The sequence below is a fragment of the Aquipuribacter sp. SD81 genome (assembly GCF_037153975.1).
In the GTDB taxonomy this organism is placed as follows: Bacteria; Actinomycetota; Actinomycetes; order Actinomycetales; family JBBAYJ01; genus Aquipuribacter.
On sequence record NZ_JBBAYJ010000001.1, the window covers coordinates 45,016 to 58,895 of the forward strand.

24 protein-coding genes and 1 pseudogene are annotated in these 13,880 nt (G+C 71.6%); all 25 read left to right on the top strand.

Annotated features, from left to right (window positions below):
* Positions 1–9: 9 nt before the first annotated feature.
* The 25 genes and pseudogenes from rplC (at position 10) to WAA21_RS00345 (ending at position 13,779) form a co-directional block, all read left to right on the top strand.
* Positions 10–657 (top strand): 50S ribosomal protein L3, encoded by a 648-nt coding sequence (gene rplC, locus WAA21_RS00225; RefSeq protein WP_336920714.1) that lies wholly within the window; start codon positions 10–12, stop codon positions 655–657.
* Position 658: 1 nt separating this feature from the next.
* Complete coding sequence (gene rplD, locus WAA21_RS00230) at positions 659–1,363, top strand: 50S ribosomal protein L4 (protein ID WP_336920715.1); 705 nt, start codon at positions 659–661, stop codon at positions 1,361–1,363.
* Positions 1,360–1,674, top strand: coding sequence for a 50S ribosomal protein L23 (gene rplW, locus WAA21_RS00235; RefSeq protein ID WP_336920716.1), 315 nt, complete (start codon positions 1,360–1,362; stop codon positions 1,672–1,674). The genes rplD and rplW overlap by 4 nt, the downstream gene beginning before the upstream one ends.
* A gap of 30 nt (positions 1,675–1,704) precedes the next feature.
* Positions 1,705–2,541, top strand: a complete 837-nt coding sequence (gene rplB, locus WAA21_RS00240) for a 50S ribosomal protein L2 (protein WP_336920717.1) — start codon at positions 1,705–1,707, stop codon at positions 2,539–2,541.
* Between the two features lie 14 nt (positions 2,542–2,555).
* On the top strand, positions 2,556–2,837 hold the full coding sequence (rpsS, locus tag WAA21_RS00245; RefSeq protein ID WP_336920718.1) for a 30S ribosomal protein S19: 282 nt from the start codon (positions 2,556–2,558) through the stop codon (positions 2,835–2,837).
* A 37-nt stretch (positions 2,838–2,874) separates the two neighbouring features.
* Positions 2,875–3,279 (top strand): 50S ribosomal protein L22, encoded by a 405-nt coding sequence (gene rplV, locus WAA21_RS00250; protein ID WP_336920719.1) that lies wholly within the window; start codon positions 2,875–2,877, stop codon positions 3,277–3,279.
* On the top strand, positions 3,279–4,130 hold the full coding sequence (gene rpsC / locus WAA21_RS00255) for a 30S ribosomal protein S3 (RefSeq protein ID WP_336920720.1): 852 nt from the start codon (positions 3,279–3,281) through the stop codon (positions 4,128–4,130). Before rplV ends, rpsC begins: the two co-directional genes overlap by 1 nt.
* Positions 4,131–4,133: 3 nt before the next feature.
* Positions 4,134–4,553 carry a 50S ribosomal protein L16 gene (rplP, locus tag WAA21_RS00260; protein ID WP_336920721.1) on the top strand — a complete coding sequence of 140 codons (420 nt, stop codon included), beginning with the start codon at positions 4,134–4,136 and terminating at the stop codon, positions 4,551–4,553.
* Positions 4,553–4,783 (top strand): annotated as a pseudogene (gene rpmC, locus WAA21_RS00265) (50S ribosomal protein L29); the annotation flags it as partial. The gene rplP and the pseudogene rpmC, both read left to right, overlap by 1 nt.
* Before the next feature lie 2 nt (positions 4,784–4,785).
* The gene (gene rpsQ / locus WAA21_RS00270; RefSeq protein ID WP_336920722.1) at positions 4,786–5,073 is read left to right on the top strand and encodes a 30S ribosomal protein S17; all 288 of its coding nucleotides are present in this window, start codon (positions 4,786–4,788) and stop codon (positions 5,071–5,073) included.
* A 7-nt stretch (positions 5,074–5,080) separates the two neighbouring features.
* Entirely contained in the window at positions 5,081–5,449 is a 369-nt protein-coding gene (gene rplN / locus WAA21_RS00275; protein ID WP_336920723.1) for a 50S ribosomal protein L14, read from the top strand.
* Entirely contained in the window at positions 5,449–5,829 is a 381-nt protein-coding gene (rplX, locus tag WAA21_RS00280) for a 50S ribosomal protein L24 (protein WP_336920724.1), read from the top strand. Before rplN ends, rplX begins: the two co-directional genes overlap by 1 nt.
* Positions 5,826–6,419, top strand: coding sequence for a 50S ribosomal protein L5 (gene rplE, locus WAA21_RS00285; protein WP_336920725.1), 594 nt, complete (start codon positions 5,826–5,828; stop codon positions 6,417–6,419). Before rplX ends, rplE begins: the two co-directional genes overlap by 4 nt.
* Positions 6,420–6,433: 14 nt before the next feature.
* The gene (locus tag WAA21_RS00290) at positions 6,434–6,619 is read left to right on the top strand and encodes a type Z 30S ribosomal protein S14 (RefSeq protein WP_336920726.1); all 186 of its coding nucleotides are present in this window, start codon (positions 6,434–6,436) and stop codon (positions 6,617–6,619) included.
* 109 nt (positions 6,620–6,728) lie between these two features.
* The gene (gene rpsH, locus WAA21_RS00295; RefSeq protein ID WP_336920727.1) at positions 6,729–7,127 is read left to right on the top strand and encodes a 30S ribosomal protein S8; all 399 of its coding nucleotides are present in this window, start codon (positions 6,729–6,731) and stop codon (positions 7,125–7,127) included.
* A 27-nt stretch (positions 7,128–7,154) separates the two neighbouring features.
* Entirely contained in the window at positions 7,155–7,694 is a 540-nt protein-coding gene (gene rplF, locus WAA21_RS00300; RefSeq protein ID WP_336920728.1) for a 50S ribosomal protein L6, read from the top strand.
* Positions 7,694–8,083 carry a 50S ribosomal protein L18 gene (gene rplR / locus WAA21_RS00305; protein ID WP_336920729.1) on the top strand — a complete coding sequence of 130 codons (390 nt, stop codon included), beginning with the start codon at positions 7,694–7,696 and terminating at the stop codon, positions 8,081–8,083. The genes rplF and rplR overlap by 1 nt, the downstream gene beginning before the upstream one ends.
* A 61-nt stretch (positions 8,084–8,144) precedes the next feature.
* Entirely contained in the window at positions 8,145–8,780 is a 636-nt protein-coding gene (gene rpsE, locus WAA21_RS00310; protein ID WP_336920730.1) for a 30S ribosomal protein S5, read from the top strand.
* Between the two features lie 2 nt (positions 8,781–8,782).
* Complete coding sequence (gene rpmD, locus WAA21_RS00315; RefSeq protein ID WP_336920731.1) at positions 8,783–8,992, top strand: 50S ribosomal protein L30; 210 nt, start codon at positions 8,783–8,785, stop codon at positions 8,990–8,992.
* A gap of 2 nt (positions 8,993–8,994) precedes the next feature.
* On the top strand, positions 8,995–9,459 hold the full coding sequence (rplO, locus tag WAA21_RS00320) for a 50S ribosomal protein L15 (RefSeq protein ID WP_336920732.1): 465 nt from the start codon (positions 8,995–8,997) through the stop codon (positions 9,457–9,459).
* Positions 9,460–9,611: 152 nt separating this feature from the next.
* Positions 9,612–10,922: a preprotein translocase subunit SecY gene (secY, locus tag WAA21_RS00325; protein ID WP_336920733.1), complete on the top strand. Its 1,311-nt coding sequence runs from the start codon at positions 9,612–9,614 to the stop codon at positions 10,920–10,922.
* Complete coding sequence (locus WAA21_RS00330; protein WP_336920734.1) at positions 10,919–11,491, top strand: adenylate kinase; 573 nt, start codon at positions 10,919–10,921, stop codon at positions 11,489–11,491. The genes secY and WAA21_RS00330 overlap by 4 nt, the downstream gene beginning before the upstream one ends.
* 54 nt (positions 11,492–11,545) lie before the next feature.
* Positions 11,546–12,394 carry a type I methionyl aminopeptidase gene (gene map, locus WAA21_RS00335; RefSeq protein ID WP_336920735.1) on the top strand — a complete coding sequence of 283 codons (849 nt, stop codon included), beginning with the start codon at positions 11,546–11,548 and terminating at the stop codon, positions 12,392–12,394.
* A gap of 346 nt (positions 12,395–12,740) precedes the next feature.
* Complete coding sequence (locus WAA21_RS00340; RefSeq protein WP_336920736.1) at positions 12,741–13,493, top strand: hypothetical protein; 753 nt, start codon at positions 12,741–12,743, stop codon at positions 13,491–13,493.
* A gap of 139 nt (positions 13,494–13,632) precedes the next feature.
* Positions 13,633–13,779 (top strand): hypothetical protein, encoded by a 147-nt coding sequence (locus WAA21_RS00345; RefSeq protein WP_336920737.1) that lies wholly within the window; start codon positions 13,633–13,635, stop codon positions 13,777–13,779.
* Positions 13,780–13,880 lie beyond the last annotated feature (101 nt).

Consider the following 13,880-nt stretch of genomic DNA (forward strand, 5'->3'; position numbering starts at 1 on the left):
GGACCGATCGTGACCATCGAGAGAGACGTGAAGGCGCTGCTGGGCCGCAAGCTCGGCATGACGCAGGTCTGGGACGAGAACAACGTCCTCGTGCCCGTCACGGTCGTCGAGGCGGCCGGCAACGTCGTGACCGACGTGCGCACCGAGGACAAGGACGGCTACCGCGCCGTGCAGATCGGCTACGGCCGGATCGACCCGCGCAAGGTGAACAAGCCGCTGGGCGGGCACTTCGAGCGCGCCGGCGTGCCGCCGCGCCGCCACCTCGTCGAGGTGCGGACCACGGTCGAGCTCGAGCTCGGCCAGGAGGTCGGGCTCGACACGTTCGCGGACGGCGACGTGGTCGACGTCGTCGGCACCACCAAGGGCAAGGGCCACGCGGGCGTCATGAAGCGCCACGGCTTCGCGGGCGTGAGCGCCTCGCACGGTGCCCACCGCAACCACCGCAAGCCCGGTTCGATCGGCGCCTGCGCGACCCCCGGTCGCGTCTTCAAGGGCGTCCGCATGGCCGGCCGCATGGGCGGTGCCCGCCAGACCACCCAGAACCTCACCGTGCACGCGGTGGACGCCGAGCGCGGCTACGTCCTGGTCAAGGGCGCGGTCCCCGGTCCCCGCGGCGGCGTCGTGCTGCTGAAGACCGCCAGCAAGAAGGGGGCCTGACATGGCGACCCAGACCGCGGCCCCCGGGGCCGAGACCACCGAGACGCTGACCGTCCCGGTCACCGCACCCGACGGGTCGAGCTCGCGCACGGTCGACCTGCCCGCCGACGTCTTCGGCGTGCAGACCAACGTGCCGCTCATCCACCAGGTCGTCGTCGCGCAGCTCGCCGCGGCCCGCCAGGGCACGCACAAGGCGAAGAACCGCGGCGAGGTGTCCGGCGGCGGCAAGAAGCCGTACCGCCAGAAGGGCACCGGCCGCGCCCGCCAGGGCTCGACCCGCGCGCCGCAGTTCGCCGGCGGTGGCGTGGTGCACGGCCCCGTGCCGCGCGACTACACGCAGAAGACGCCCAAGAAGATGAAGGCCGCCGCGCTGCGCGGGGCCCTGTCGGACCGGGCCCGCCACGGCCGCGTGCACGTGCTGGAGTCGGTCGTCGGCGGCGAGGTGCCGAGCACCAAGGCGGCCGTCGCGGCGCTCGCGGCGCTCACCGAGCGGACCAACCTGCTCGTGGTCGTGAGCCGGGACGACGAGCTCACGTGGAAGAGCGTGCGCAACATCGCCGGCCTGCACCTCCTGGCCGTCGACCAGATCAACACCTACGACGTGCTGTGCTCGGACGACGTCGTGTTCGTCGGCGCCGCCTACGACGAGTTCGTCGCGGCCCGCACCGGTGCCGGCACGACCAGCGAGACGGAGGCCGGGCAGTGAGCGACTTCAGCAACGTCGGCAAGGACCCGCGCGACATCCTGCTCGCGCCGGTCGTGAGCGAGAAGTCCTACGGGCTGCAGGAGGAGGGGAAGTACACCTTCCTCGTCGACCCCCGCGCCACGAAGACCGAGATCAAGATCGCGGTCGAGAAGGTCTTCGGCGTCAAGGTCGCCACCAAGGGCGTCAACATCATCAACCGCCAGGGCAAGGCCCGCCGCACCCGCTACGGCACCGGCCGCCGCAAGGACACGAAGCGCGCGATCGTCACCCTCCGCGAGGGCTCGATCGACATCTTCGGACCGGTCGGCTGACGGCCGAGGACTGACGAGGACTGACTGCACATGGCCATCCGCAAGTACAAGCCGACGACCCCCGGTCGCCGCGGCTCCTCGGTCGCCGACTTCGTCGAGGTCACCCGTAGCGAGCCCGAGAAGTCGCTCGTGCGCCCCCTGTCCAAGAAGGGCGGGCGCAACAACTCCGGGCGCATCACGACGCGGCACCAGGGCGGCGGGCACAAGCGCGCCTACCGGGTGATCGACTTCCGTCGCAACGACAAGGACGGGGTCAACGCGAAGGTCGCGCACATCGAGTACGACCCCAACCGCACCGCGCGCATCGCGCTGCTGCACTACGCCGACGGCGAGAAGCGCTACATCCTCGCGCCGTTCCGGCTCAAGCAGGGCGACGTGGTGGAGAACGGCCCCGGGGCCGACATCAAGCCCGGCAACAACCTGCCGCTGCGCAACATCCCGGTCGGCACGGTCGTGCACGCGATCGAGCTCCGTCCCGGTGGCGGCGCGAAGATCGCCCGCTCGGCCGGCGCCAGCGTCCAGCTGGTCGCCCGCGAGGGCGGCAACGCGCAGCTGCGCATGCCCTCGGGGGAGATCCGCAACGTCGACGTGCGCTGCCGCGCGACCGTCGGCGAGGTCGGCAACGCCGAGCAGTCGAACATCAGCTGGGGCAAGGCCGGCCGCATGCGCTGGAAGGGCAAGCGCCCGACCGTCCGCGGTGTCGTCATGAACCCGGTCGACCACCCGCACGGCGGTGGTGAGGGCAAGACCTCCGGTGGCCGTCACCCCGTCAGCCCCTGGGGCAAGCCCGAGGGTCGTACCCGCCGGCCGAACAAGGCCAGCGACAAGCAGATCGTCCGCCGCCGCAAGACCGGCAAGAAGCGCTGAGAGGAGTTGCGACGATGCCACGCAGCCTGAAGAAGGGCCCCTTCGTCGACGACCACCTCGCCAAGAAGGTGGACGCGCAGAACGAGGCCGGGACCAAGAACGTCATCAAGACCTGGTCGCGCCGCTCGATGATCGTGCCCGACATGCTCGGCCACACGATCGCGGTGCACGACGGCCGCAAGCACGTCCCGGTGTTCGTCACCGAGTCGATGGTCGGTCACAAGCTGGGCGAGTTCGCCCCCACCCGCACCTTCCGCGGGCACGAGAAGGACGACCGGAAGGGCCGCCGCCGCTGAGGCGGCGGTACCTCCCGAGACAGGTCAGGAGCTGATCATGGAAGCCACGGCGAAGGCGCGCTTCGTTCGCGTCACGCCCATGAAGGCCCGTCGCGTCGTCGACCTCGTGCGCGGCAGGCGCGCCACCGAGGCGGTGCAGGTCCTGCGGTTCGCGCCGCAGGCCGCGGCGGAGCCCGTCCGCAAGCTCGTCGAGAGCGCGATCGCGAACGCCCGGGTGCAGGCCGACCAGTACGGCGAGCGCTTCGTCGCGGACGAGCTCGTCGTCACGACGGCGTTCGTCGACGAGGGGCCGACGCTCAAGCGGTTCCAGCCGCGGGCCCAGGGCCGCGCGTTCCGCATCAACAAGCGCACGAGCCACATCACCGTCGTGGTCGCCGGGCCCGAGGCCGAGGCCGCGGGCGCCACGACCACCACGACGCGCACGAAGAAGGGAGCCCGCTGATGGGTCAGAAGGTCAACCCGCACGGGTTCCGGCTCGGCATCACCACCGAGCACAAGTCGCGCTGGTTCGCGGACTCGACGACGACGGGTCAGCGCTACCGCGACTACGTGGGCGAGGACGTCAAGATCCGCAAGCTCATGACGAACGGCCTCGAGCGCGCGGGCATTGCGAAGGTCGAGATCGAGCGCACGCGCGACCGCGTCCGCGTCGACCTCCACACCGCACGCCCCGGCATCGTCATCGGCCGGCGCGGCGCGGAGGCGGACCGCCTGCGCGGCGAGCTCGAGAAGCTCACCGGCAAGCAGGTCCAGCTCAACATCCTCGAGGTGAAGAACCCCGAGGGCGACGCGCAGCTCGTGGCCGTCGGCATCGCCGAGCAGCTGGCCAGCCGGGTGTCGTTCCGCCGCGCCATGCGCAAGGGCATGCAGTCGGCCCAGCGCGCGGGCGCCAAGGGCGTGCGCGTGCAGGTCTCCGGCCGCCTCGGCGGCGCGGAGATGAGCCGCACCGAGTTCTACCGCGAGGGCCGGGTCCCGCTGCACACGCTGCGCGCCAACGTCGACTACGGCTTCTTCGAGGCCAAGACGACCTTCGGCCGCATCGGGGTCAAGGTGTGGATCTACAACGGCGACAAGACGGCCAAGGAGCTCGCCCGCGAGCAGGCCGCCGCCGCTCCGCGCGGTCGTGGCCGCGACCGCGGCGAGCGCCCGGCGCGCCGCGGCGACCGCCCGGAGCGCGCCGAACGCGCCCCGCGCAGCGAGGCCCCCGTGGCCGAGGCCGCGGCGACCGACCCCAACGCCGTCACCGCCGCGACCGCCGAGGCGGGCGCGGGCGCGACCGGACAGGAGGCCTGAGCCATGCTCATCCCGCGTCGTGTCAAGCACCGCAAGCAGCACCACCCGGGTCGCGGGGGCGCCGCCAAGGGCGGCACCCAGGTGACCTTCGGGGACTGGGGCCTGCAGGCGCTCGAGCCGGCGTACGTGACGAACCGCCAGATCGAGTCCGCGCGTATCGCCATGACCCGTCACATCAAGCGCGGCGGCAAGGTGTGGATCAACATCTACCCCGACCGCCCCATCACCAAGAAGCCGGCCGAGACCCGCATGGGCTCCGGCAAGGGCTCGCCGGAGTGGTGGATCGCCAACGTCAAGCCGGGCCGCGTGATGTTCGAGCTCAGCTACCCGAGCGAGGACATCGCCCGCGAGGCGCTCACCCGCGCCATGCACAAGCTGCCCATGAAGTGCCGCATCGTCCAGCGTGAAGGTGGTGAGAGCTGATGAGCGTCGGGAGCAAGGACCTCGCCCCCGAGAACCTGCGCACCTTCGACGACGACAGGCTCGTCGAGGAGCTCCGCAAGGCGAAGGAGGAGCTGTTCAACCTCCGCTTCGCCTCGGCCACGGGCCAGCTGGAGAGCCACGGCCGCCTCAAGGCCGTCAAGCGGGACATCGCCCGGATCTACACCGTGATGCGTGAGCGGGAGCTCGGCATCACCTCGCAGGAGGTCGCATCGTGAGCACCGAGACCACCGGCGCCGCCTCGGCCGCGGAGCGCGGCAACCGCAAGGTGCGCCGCGGCTACGTCGTGAGCGACAAGATGGACAAGACCGTCGTCGTCGCCGTCGAGGACCGCGTCAAGCACCCGCTGTACGGCAAGGTGCTGCGCCGCACGAGCAAGGTGAAGGCCCACGACGAGCAGAACAGCGCCGGCACCGGCGACCTGGTCCTGCTCATGGAGACCCGACCGCTGTCGGCCACCAAGCGCTGGCGCGTCGTCGAGGTCCTCGAGAAGGCGAAGTGAGGCACCAGTGATCCAGCAGGAGTCCCGGCTCAAGGTCGCCGACAACACGGGTGCGAAGGAGATCCTCTGCATCCGCGTGCTCGGTGGCTCCGGCCGCCGCTACGCCGGCATCGGCGACACGATCGTCGCGACCGTCAAGGACGCGATCCCCGGCGGCAACGTGAAGCGCGGCGACGTGGTCAAGGCCGTCGTCGTCCGCACCGTCAAGGAGCGGCGCCGTCCCGACGGCAGCTACATCCGCTTCGACGAGAACGCGGCCGTCATCCTCCGCAACGACGGCGACCCCCGCGGCACCCGCATCTTCGGGCCCGTGGGTCGCGAGCTGCGCGACAAGAAGTTCATGAAGATCATCTCGCTGGCACCGGAGGTGCTCTGATGGCCGGGCGGCAGCAGGCGGGCAAGGCCCGCATCAGGACCCGCATCAAGAAGGGTGACACCGTCACCGTCATCGCGGGCGCCGACAAGGGGAAGACCGGCAAGGTCATCTCCGTCGACCGGGAGTCCGGTCGGGTGCTCGTCGAGGGCGTCAAGCGCGTGACCAAGCACGTGCGCGCCGGCCAGACCGGCCGCGGCTCGCGCACGGGCGGCCTCGTGCACACCGAGGCCCCGATCCACCTGTCGAACGTGGCGGTCGTGGACCCGGAGACCAAGAAGCCCACCCGCGTGGGCATCCGCACCGAGACCCAGGAGCGTGACGGCCGGGAGCGCACCGTGCGCGTCCGGATCGCCCGGCGCTCGGGCAAGGACATCGCATGACCGACACCATCGAGACCGCCCCGGCCGAGCAGGCCCCGGCCGCCCCGACGCCGCGCCTGCGCACGCGCTACCGCGAGGAGATCCTCCCCGCGCTGCTCGAGGAGTTCGCGTACCCGAACGTCATGCAGGTGCCCGGCGTCGTCAAGGTCGTCGTCAACATGGGCGTCGGCGAGGCGGCCCGGGACTCCAAGCTCATCGACGGCGCGGTCCGCGACCTCACGGCCATCACCGGCCAGAAGCCGCAGGTCACCAAGGCCCGCAAGTCCATCGCGCAGTTCAAGCTGCGCGAGGGCATGCCGATCGGCGCCCACGTGACGCTGCGCGGGGACCGCATGTGGGAGTTCCTCGACCGGCTCCTGTCGGTCGCGCTGCCCCGCATCCGCGACTTCCGCGGGCTGTCGGACCGCCAGTTCGACGGTCGCGGCAACTACACCTTCGGCCTCGTGGAGCAGGCGATGTTCCACGAGATCGACCAGGACCGCATCGACCGGGTCCGGGGCATGGACATCACGGTCGTCACCTCCGCGACCACCGACGACGAGGGACGCAGCCTGCTCCGCCGGCTCGGGTTCCCCTTCAAGACCAGCTGAGGGGAGGAGTACCCATGGCGAAGACCGCCCTCATCAACAAGGCCGCCCGCAAGCCGAAGTTCAAGGTGCGCGCCTACACCCGCTGCCAGCGGTGCGGGCGTCCGCACTCGGTGTACCGCAAGTTCGGCCTGTGCCGCGTGTGCCTGCGCGAGATGGCGCACCGCGGCGAGCTGCCGGGCGTCACCAAGAGCTCCTGGTGAGCCTTCCCGCGCCCGGCGCGGGGAGCCACCGGCACCACCCGTTCCCGAACACCCTCATGACCGCCGCAGGTCCGACAGCGGAAACCGCGGCAGGAAGGGCTGAGGCCCGATGACGATGACCGACCCGATCGCGGACATGCTGACGCGTCTGCGGAACGCCAACTCGGCGTACCACGACGACGTCACCATGCCGTACAGCAAGCTGAAGGCGAGCGTGGCCGAGATCCTCAAGCAGGAGGGCTACGTCGCCGGCTGGAAGGTGGAGGAGGCCGAGGTCGGCCGCACCCTCACCGTCGAGCTGAAGTTCGGCCCGTCCCGCGAGCGTTCCATCGCCGGGCTGCGCCGGGTGTCGAAGCCGGGCCTGCGGGTCTACGCCAAGTCGACGAACCTGCCCAAGGTCCTGGGCGGCCTCGGCGTCGCGATCCTGTCGACGTCGTCCGGCCTCCTCACCGACAAGCAGGCCGCGAAGCAGGGCGTGGGCGGCGAAGTGCTCGCCTACGTCTGGTGACGGCCGCGAGGAGCTGAGGAGAACCCCATGTCGCGCATCGGCAAGAACCCCGTGCCCGTGCCCTCGGGCGTGACGATCGCCCTCGACGGGCGCACGGTCACGGTCAAGGGCCCCAAGGGCGAGCTCAGCCACGTCGTGGCCGAGCCCATCACCGTCGCCGCCGAGGACACCTCGGTGGTCGTCAGCCGTCCCGACGACGAGCGCCGCTCGAAGTCGCTGCACGGCCTCACCCGCACGCTCATCGCCAACATGGTCACGGGCGTGACGGACGGCTACACCCGGAAGATGGAGATCCACGGCACCGGCTACCGCGTGCAGGCGCGGGGGAGCAACCTCGAGTTCGCCCTCGGCTACAGCCACCCGATCACCATCGAGCCCCCGGCGGGCATCAGCTTCGCCGTGGAGAACCCGACGCGCTTCTCGGTGTCCGGCATCGACAAGCAGCTCGTCGGCGAGGTGGCCGCCAACATCCACAAGCTCCGCAAGCCCGACCCCTACAAGGGCAAGGGCATCCGCTACGAGGGCGAGCAGATCCGCCGCAAGGCCGGGAAGGCTGGGAAGAAGTAATGCCCACTGTCGTCGAGCGCAGCTCGCGCAAGGGCGGCCGCAGCCGCGTCGCGGCCCGCAGCCGCCGTCACCAGCGTGTCCGCAAGCACGTCGTCGGGACCGCCGAGCGGCCCCGTCTCGTCGTCACCCGCTCCCTGCGCCACGTCGTGGTGCAGGTCGTGGACGACTCGACGGGACGCACGCTCGCCTCGGCGTCGACCCTCGAGCCCGACCTCCGCGCCGACTCGGGCGACAAGACCGCCAAGGCCCGCGCCGTCGGCGAGCTCGTCGCCGAGCGCGCCAAGGCGGCCGGTGTGAGCGCGGTCGTCCTGGACCGCTCCGGCAACAAGTACCACGGTCGCGTCGCGGCGGTGGCGGACGGCGCCCGCGAGAAGGGCCTGGCCCTCTGATGGCCGGGCTGACCACGGGGCAGTCCACCGGTACGACGCACCCGAAGGAAGGAGACCTCTGATGGCTGGACCGCAGCAGCGCCGCGGGAGCACCGCCGGCGGCGGTGGCCCCGAGGGCGGCCGCGACGGTCGCCGTGGCGGTCGCGACCGTCGTGACGACCGCGGTGGCCGCGGTGGGGACGACCGCACCAACTACGTGGAGCGCGTCGTCGCGATCAACCGCGTCGCCAAGGTCGTCAAGGGTGGCCGTCGCTTCAGCTTCACCGCGCTCGTCGTCGTCGGCGACGGCGACGGCATGGTGGGCGTCGGCTACGGCAAGGCCAAGGAGGTGCCCGCTGCGATCAGCAAGGGCGTCGAGGAGGCCAAGAAGAGCTTCTTCCGCGTGCCGCGCATCGCCGGCACCATCCCGCACCCCATCCAGGGCGAGAAGGCGGCCGGTGTCGTCATGCTCCGCCCGGCCGCTCCCGGTACCGGTGTCATCGCCGGTGGTCCGGTGCGCGCCGTGCTGGAGGCCGCGGGCATCCACGACGTGCTGAGCAAGTCGCTCGGCTCGGACAACGCGATCAACATCGTGCACGCGACGGTCGCGGCCCTGCGGGGCCTCGAGCCGCCGGAGGCGGTCGCGGCGCGCCGCGGCCTGCCCCTGGAGGACGTCGCCCCCGCCGCGCTGCTGCGTGCCCGGCAGGAGGCGTCCTGATCATGGCTGCCAGCACTTCCACGACCTCGGGCAAGCGGCTCAAGGTCACCCAGGTCAAGAGCGTCATCGGCGGCACCCACGGGCAGCGGAACACCGTCCGCTCGCTGGGTCTCAAGCGCATCGGTGACGTCGTCGTGAAGGAGGACCGCCCCGAGATCCGCGGGATGGTCCAGACCGTGGCGCACCTCGTCGCGGTCGAGGAGGTCGAGTGACGATGGCGAACGACTCGTTCGGGGCCAAGGCGCTGAAGGTGCACCACCTTCGCCCCGCCCCCGGCGCGCACACCCCCAAGACCCGCGTGGGTCGGGGTGAGGCGAGCAAGGGCAAGACCGCCGGCCGCGGCACCAAGGGCACGAAGGCCCGCTACCAGGTGCCGGACCGGTTCGAGGGCGGCCAGACCCCGCTGCACATGCGCCTGCCGAAGGTGCGCGGGTTCAGGAACCGCTTCCGCACCGAGTTCCAGGTCGTCAACCTCGACCGCCTCGGCCAGCTGTACCCCGACGGCGGCACGGTGACCCCGGCCGACCTCGTGGCCAAGGGCGCCGTCCGCGACGGCCTGCCGGTCAAGGTGCTCGGCGACGGCGACCTCGGCGTCCGGCTCGAGGTCTCGGCGCACAAGTTCTCCGCGTCCGCGAAGAGCAAGATCGAGGCCGCCGGCGGCAGCACCACCACCGTCTGAGCCCGGCCGAGCCCGTCTCGGCACCACGCACGCCACCCAGGACCGGGGCCTCGCGCCCCGGTCCTGGTGTTAGGGTCGCGAGCACGAGGCCCGTCGGCGTGCCGGCCGGTCGTCCCTGCCCCGTTCGGGGCATTAGCAGGAGGTAAGTCGTCGTGGTCAGCCTCGGCGCGTTCGTGAGCGCGTTCAAGACCCCGGATCTCCGGGCCAAGATCCTCTTCACCCTGGGGATCATGGCGATCTTCCGGCTGGGGTCGTTCATCCCGACGCCGGGGGTCGACTTCGGCAACGTGCGGGAGTGCCTGCGGCTGGCGGAGAACCAGGCCGGCGTGTTCGGCCTCATCAACCTCTTCAGCGGCGGGGCGCTGCTCCAGCTGTCGATCTTCGCGCTCGGCATCCTGCCGTACATCACCGCGAGCATCATCGTGCAGCTGCTGACGGTGGTCATCCCGCGCTTCGAGGAGCTGAAGAAGGAGGGGCAGACCGGTACCGCGAAGCTCACGCAGTACACGCGCTACCTCACCATCGGCCTCGCGATCCTGCAGTCGACGACGTTCATCACCCTCGCGCGGTCCAACGCGATCTTCGGGGGAGCGTGCGACCCGGCCGTCTACCCGACCGTTCCGGACCAGTCGCTGCCGAACCTGCTGCTCATGATCACGACGATGACCGCCGGCACCGGCCTCATCATGTGGCTCGGGGAGCTCATCACCGCGCGCGGCGTCGGCAACGGCATGTCCCTGCTGATCTTCACCTCCATCGCCGCGACCTTCCCGAGCTCGCTGTGGGCCATCGCCACGCAGCAGTCGATCGAGACCATGCTCGTCGTCGTCGCCGTGGGCCTCGTCATCATCGCCGCGGTCGTGTTCGTCGAGCAGAGCCAGCGCCGCATCCCCGTGCAGTACGCCAAGCGCATGGTCGGGCAGCGGGCCTACGGCGGCACGAGCACGTACATCCCGCTCAAGGTCAACATGGCCGGCGTCATCCCCGTCATCTTCGCCAGCTCGCTGCTGTACCTGCCAGCGCTCGTCGCGCAGTTCTCGCCGGAGTCGGCGTGGGCCGGCTGGATCAACCGGTACTTCGTGACCGGCGACCACCCGCTGTACATGGCGGCGTTCTTCGGGCTCATCGTCTTCTTCGCGTTCTTCTACGTCGCCATCACGTTCAACCCGGACGACGTCGCGGAGAACATGCGCAAGTACGGCGGCTTCATCCCCGGCATCCGCGCGGGCCGGCCCACCGCGGAGTACCTCGACTACGTCATCACGAGGATCACGTTCCCGGGCTCGCTGTACCTCGGCGTCGTGGCGCTCATCCCGCTCATCGCGATCGTGCTCGTCAACGCCAACCAGAACTTCCCCTTCGGCGGGGCGTCGATCCTCATCATCGTCGGCGTCGGGCTGGAGACGGTGAAGCAGATCCAGTCCCAGCTGCAGCAGCGCAACTACGAAGGGTTCCTGCGATGACGCGCCTCGTCCTGCTCGGACCGCCCGGGGCGGGCAAGGGGACCCAGGCCGCGCGCCTCGCGGAGACCCTGCAGGTGCCCGCGATCTCCACCGGCGACATCTTCCGCGCGAACGTCAGGGAGGGCACCGAGCTCGGGGTCACGGCGAAGCGCTACATGGACGCCGGGGAGTACGTGCCCGACTCGGTGACCAACGCGATGGTCGCCGACCGGCTGTCGCAGCCCGACGCGGCGCGCGGCTTCCTGCTCGACGGCTACCCGCGGACCGCGGAGCAGGTCGTGGAGCTCGACCGCGTCCTCGCCGCCCAGGACGCCGCGCTGGACCGGGTCGTCGAGATCACCGCGGACACCGACGAGGTCGTCACCCGCATCCTCAAGCGTTCCGCCGAGCAGGGCCGCAGCGACGACACCGAGGACGTCGTGCGGCGTCGCCTCGAGCTCTACACCGAGCAGACCGCGCCGCTGTCGGCCACGTACGAGCAGCGGGGCCTCCTCGTGCGCGTCGACGGCATGGGCGCCGTCGACGACGTGACCGCCCGCCTGCTCGACGCGATCGGCGTCCCGGCCTGAGCACGACCCGCCGGCTTCGTCGGCGCCGTCGGCCCGGCACCGGGGGAGGGCCCCGTGCTGGGTCGTGAGCGCATCGAGTACAAGACCGTCGAGCAGGTCCGCACCATGCGCCGCGCCGGCCTGGTCGTCGCGGACGCGCTGGCCGCGGTCCGCGCGGCGGTCCGCCCGGGCGTGACGACCGACGAGCTGGACGCCGTCGCCGCAGGGGTGATCGCCGACGCCGGCGCGACGTCGAACTTCCTCGGCTACCACGGCTTCCCCCGCACCGTCTGCGCCTCGGTCGACGACGAGGTCGTCCACGGCATCCCCGGGGCGCGCGTGCTGGACGCCGGCCAGGTGCTGAGCATCGACTGCGGCGCCGTGGTGGAGGGCTGGCACGGTGACTCCGCCTTCTCCGTCGTCGTGCCCCACGCCGACGGCTCGCGCGCGGGCGAGGACGCGGACCACGCGCTCGTCGCCGCCACCGACGAGGCGATGTGGCGGGGGATCGCCGCCCTCGCCGTCGGGCGCCCGCTCGCGCGCGTGGGGGAGGCCGTCGACGACTACGTCGTCGACGAGTGCGACGGCCGCTACGGCCTCGTGGAGGAGTACACCGGCCACGGCATCGGCACGGCCATGCACCAGCCGCCCGACGTCGTCCACCACCGGACCCGGGGCCGCTCGCCGCGGGTACGGGCCGGGCTGTGCGTTGCCGTGGAGCCGATGCTCACGGTCGGCGACGCCGCCACGCGCGTGCTCGAGGACGGCTGGACCGTGGTGACGCAGGACGGCTCGCGCGCGGCGCACGCCGAGCACAGCGTCGCCGTGCTCGACGACGGGCTGTTCGTGCTGACGGCGCCGGACGGCGGCCGCGCGCGCCTGGGGTCGCTCGGCGTGCCCGTCTCCGCGCGCGTCGAGGGCTGAGACCCGCACCGGGCTCCGCCGGAGGGGGGCCTTGAGGCGCCCGGGCGCGAATTCACCCGAGTGCCGTAGCCGCAGCGCAGCGTGAGCGACCGACCGCGCAGCGTCGAGCGCCGGTGACGCCGGAGGCGCTTCCCGACGGTGCGCGCTGACAGCACGAGAGGCTGTGACTACCGGGGGTGTGACCGTTCACCCGCCCGGCGCAGTCGCCGGGCTGTCGGGGCAGGTCGCAGAGGTGAGCGCTACCGGTCACAGCGTGGTCGTCTCGATTGACACAGCGTGTCCCGGCTGGTGCGCTGTGCCCGACGTCACCGCGTCCCTCCCCACCCCCCGTCCGGAAGGTCCGACCGTGCTGCTTCGCCTGCGCTCCCGAGTCCTCGCCCTGTCCGCCGTGCTGCTGACCGCGCTGGTCGGCGGCCTCCTCGCGTCGACGGCCTCCGCCTCCGCCGCGACGAGCGCGCCCGCTGCCGTCGCCGAGAGGAGCTGGCTGCCGTACAAGTCGTGGCTGCCGTACGAGGCGGGTGTGGCGGAGAAGTCGTGGCTGCCGTACGAGGCTGGTGTCGCCGAGAAGTCGTGGCTGCCGTACAAGAGCTGGCTGCCGTACGAGGCCGGCGTGGCGGAGAAGTCGTGGCTGCCGTACGAGGCCGGCGTGGCGGAGAAGTCGTGGCTGCCGTACGAGGCGGGTGTCGCCGAGAAGTCGTGGCTGCCGTACAAGAGCTGGCTGCCGTACGAGGCGGGTGTCGCTGAGAAGTCGTGGCTGCCGTACAAGAGCTGGCTGCCGTACGAGGCGGGTGTCGCTGAGAAGTCGTGGCTGCCGTACAAGAGCTGGCTGCCGTACGAGGCGGGTGTCGCTGAGAAGTCGTGGCTGCCGTACAAGAGCTGGCTGCCGTACGAGGCGGGTGTCGCGGAGAAGTCGTGGCTGCCGTACAAGTCGTGGCTGCCGTACGAGGCCGGTGTCGCGGAGAAGTCGTGGCTGCCGTACGGCGCCGGCGTCCCCGCCGCCGGCGGGCTGCCCTACGAGCCGGGCGTGGCCGCGTCGTGGCTGTCGGCCTCGACCGCGTCCGCGGCGTCGACCGGCAGCGCGTTCCTGCGCGCGGTCTGACCGCCTGCGCCCACCTCGTCGTCCCCGTCGTGCACCGCGCGGCGGGGACGACGTCGTCCTCGGAGGTATCAGGGTCTGGACGGCGGACTCCTCACGCGGGAGCCTCCGGAGGAGCCGGGGGCGGGTGACAGGAGGAACCATGGCGCCGAAGCAGAGCGACGAGACGACAGACGGCAAGGTCAAGGGCGGCGGCACGTCGAGCCCGGACCGCACGTCCGGGCCGTTCATCCGCCCGATGTCCGACCCGGTGTCGGAGACGACGGCCACGGACGACGGCACCGCCTGAGGACCGGGCGGGGAGCGGGACCGGCCCCCGGCCGCGCCGCGGCCGGGGGCACCGGGCTGCGCCCGGGGGCCTTCCGCCGCGTGCCGCCTCACGGGACGATG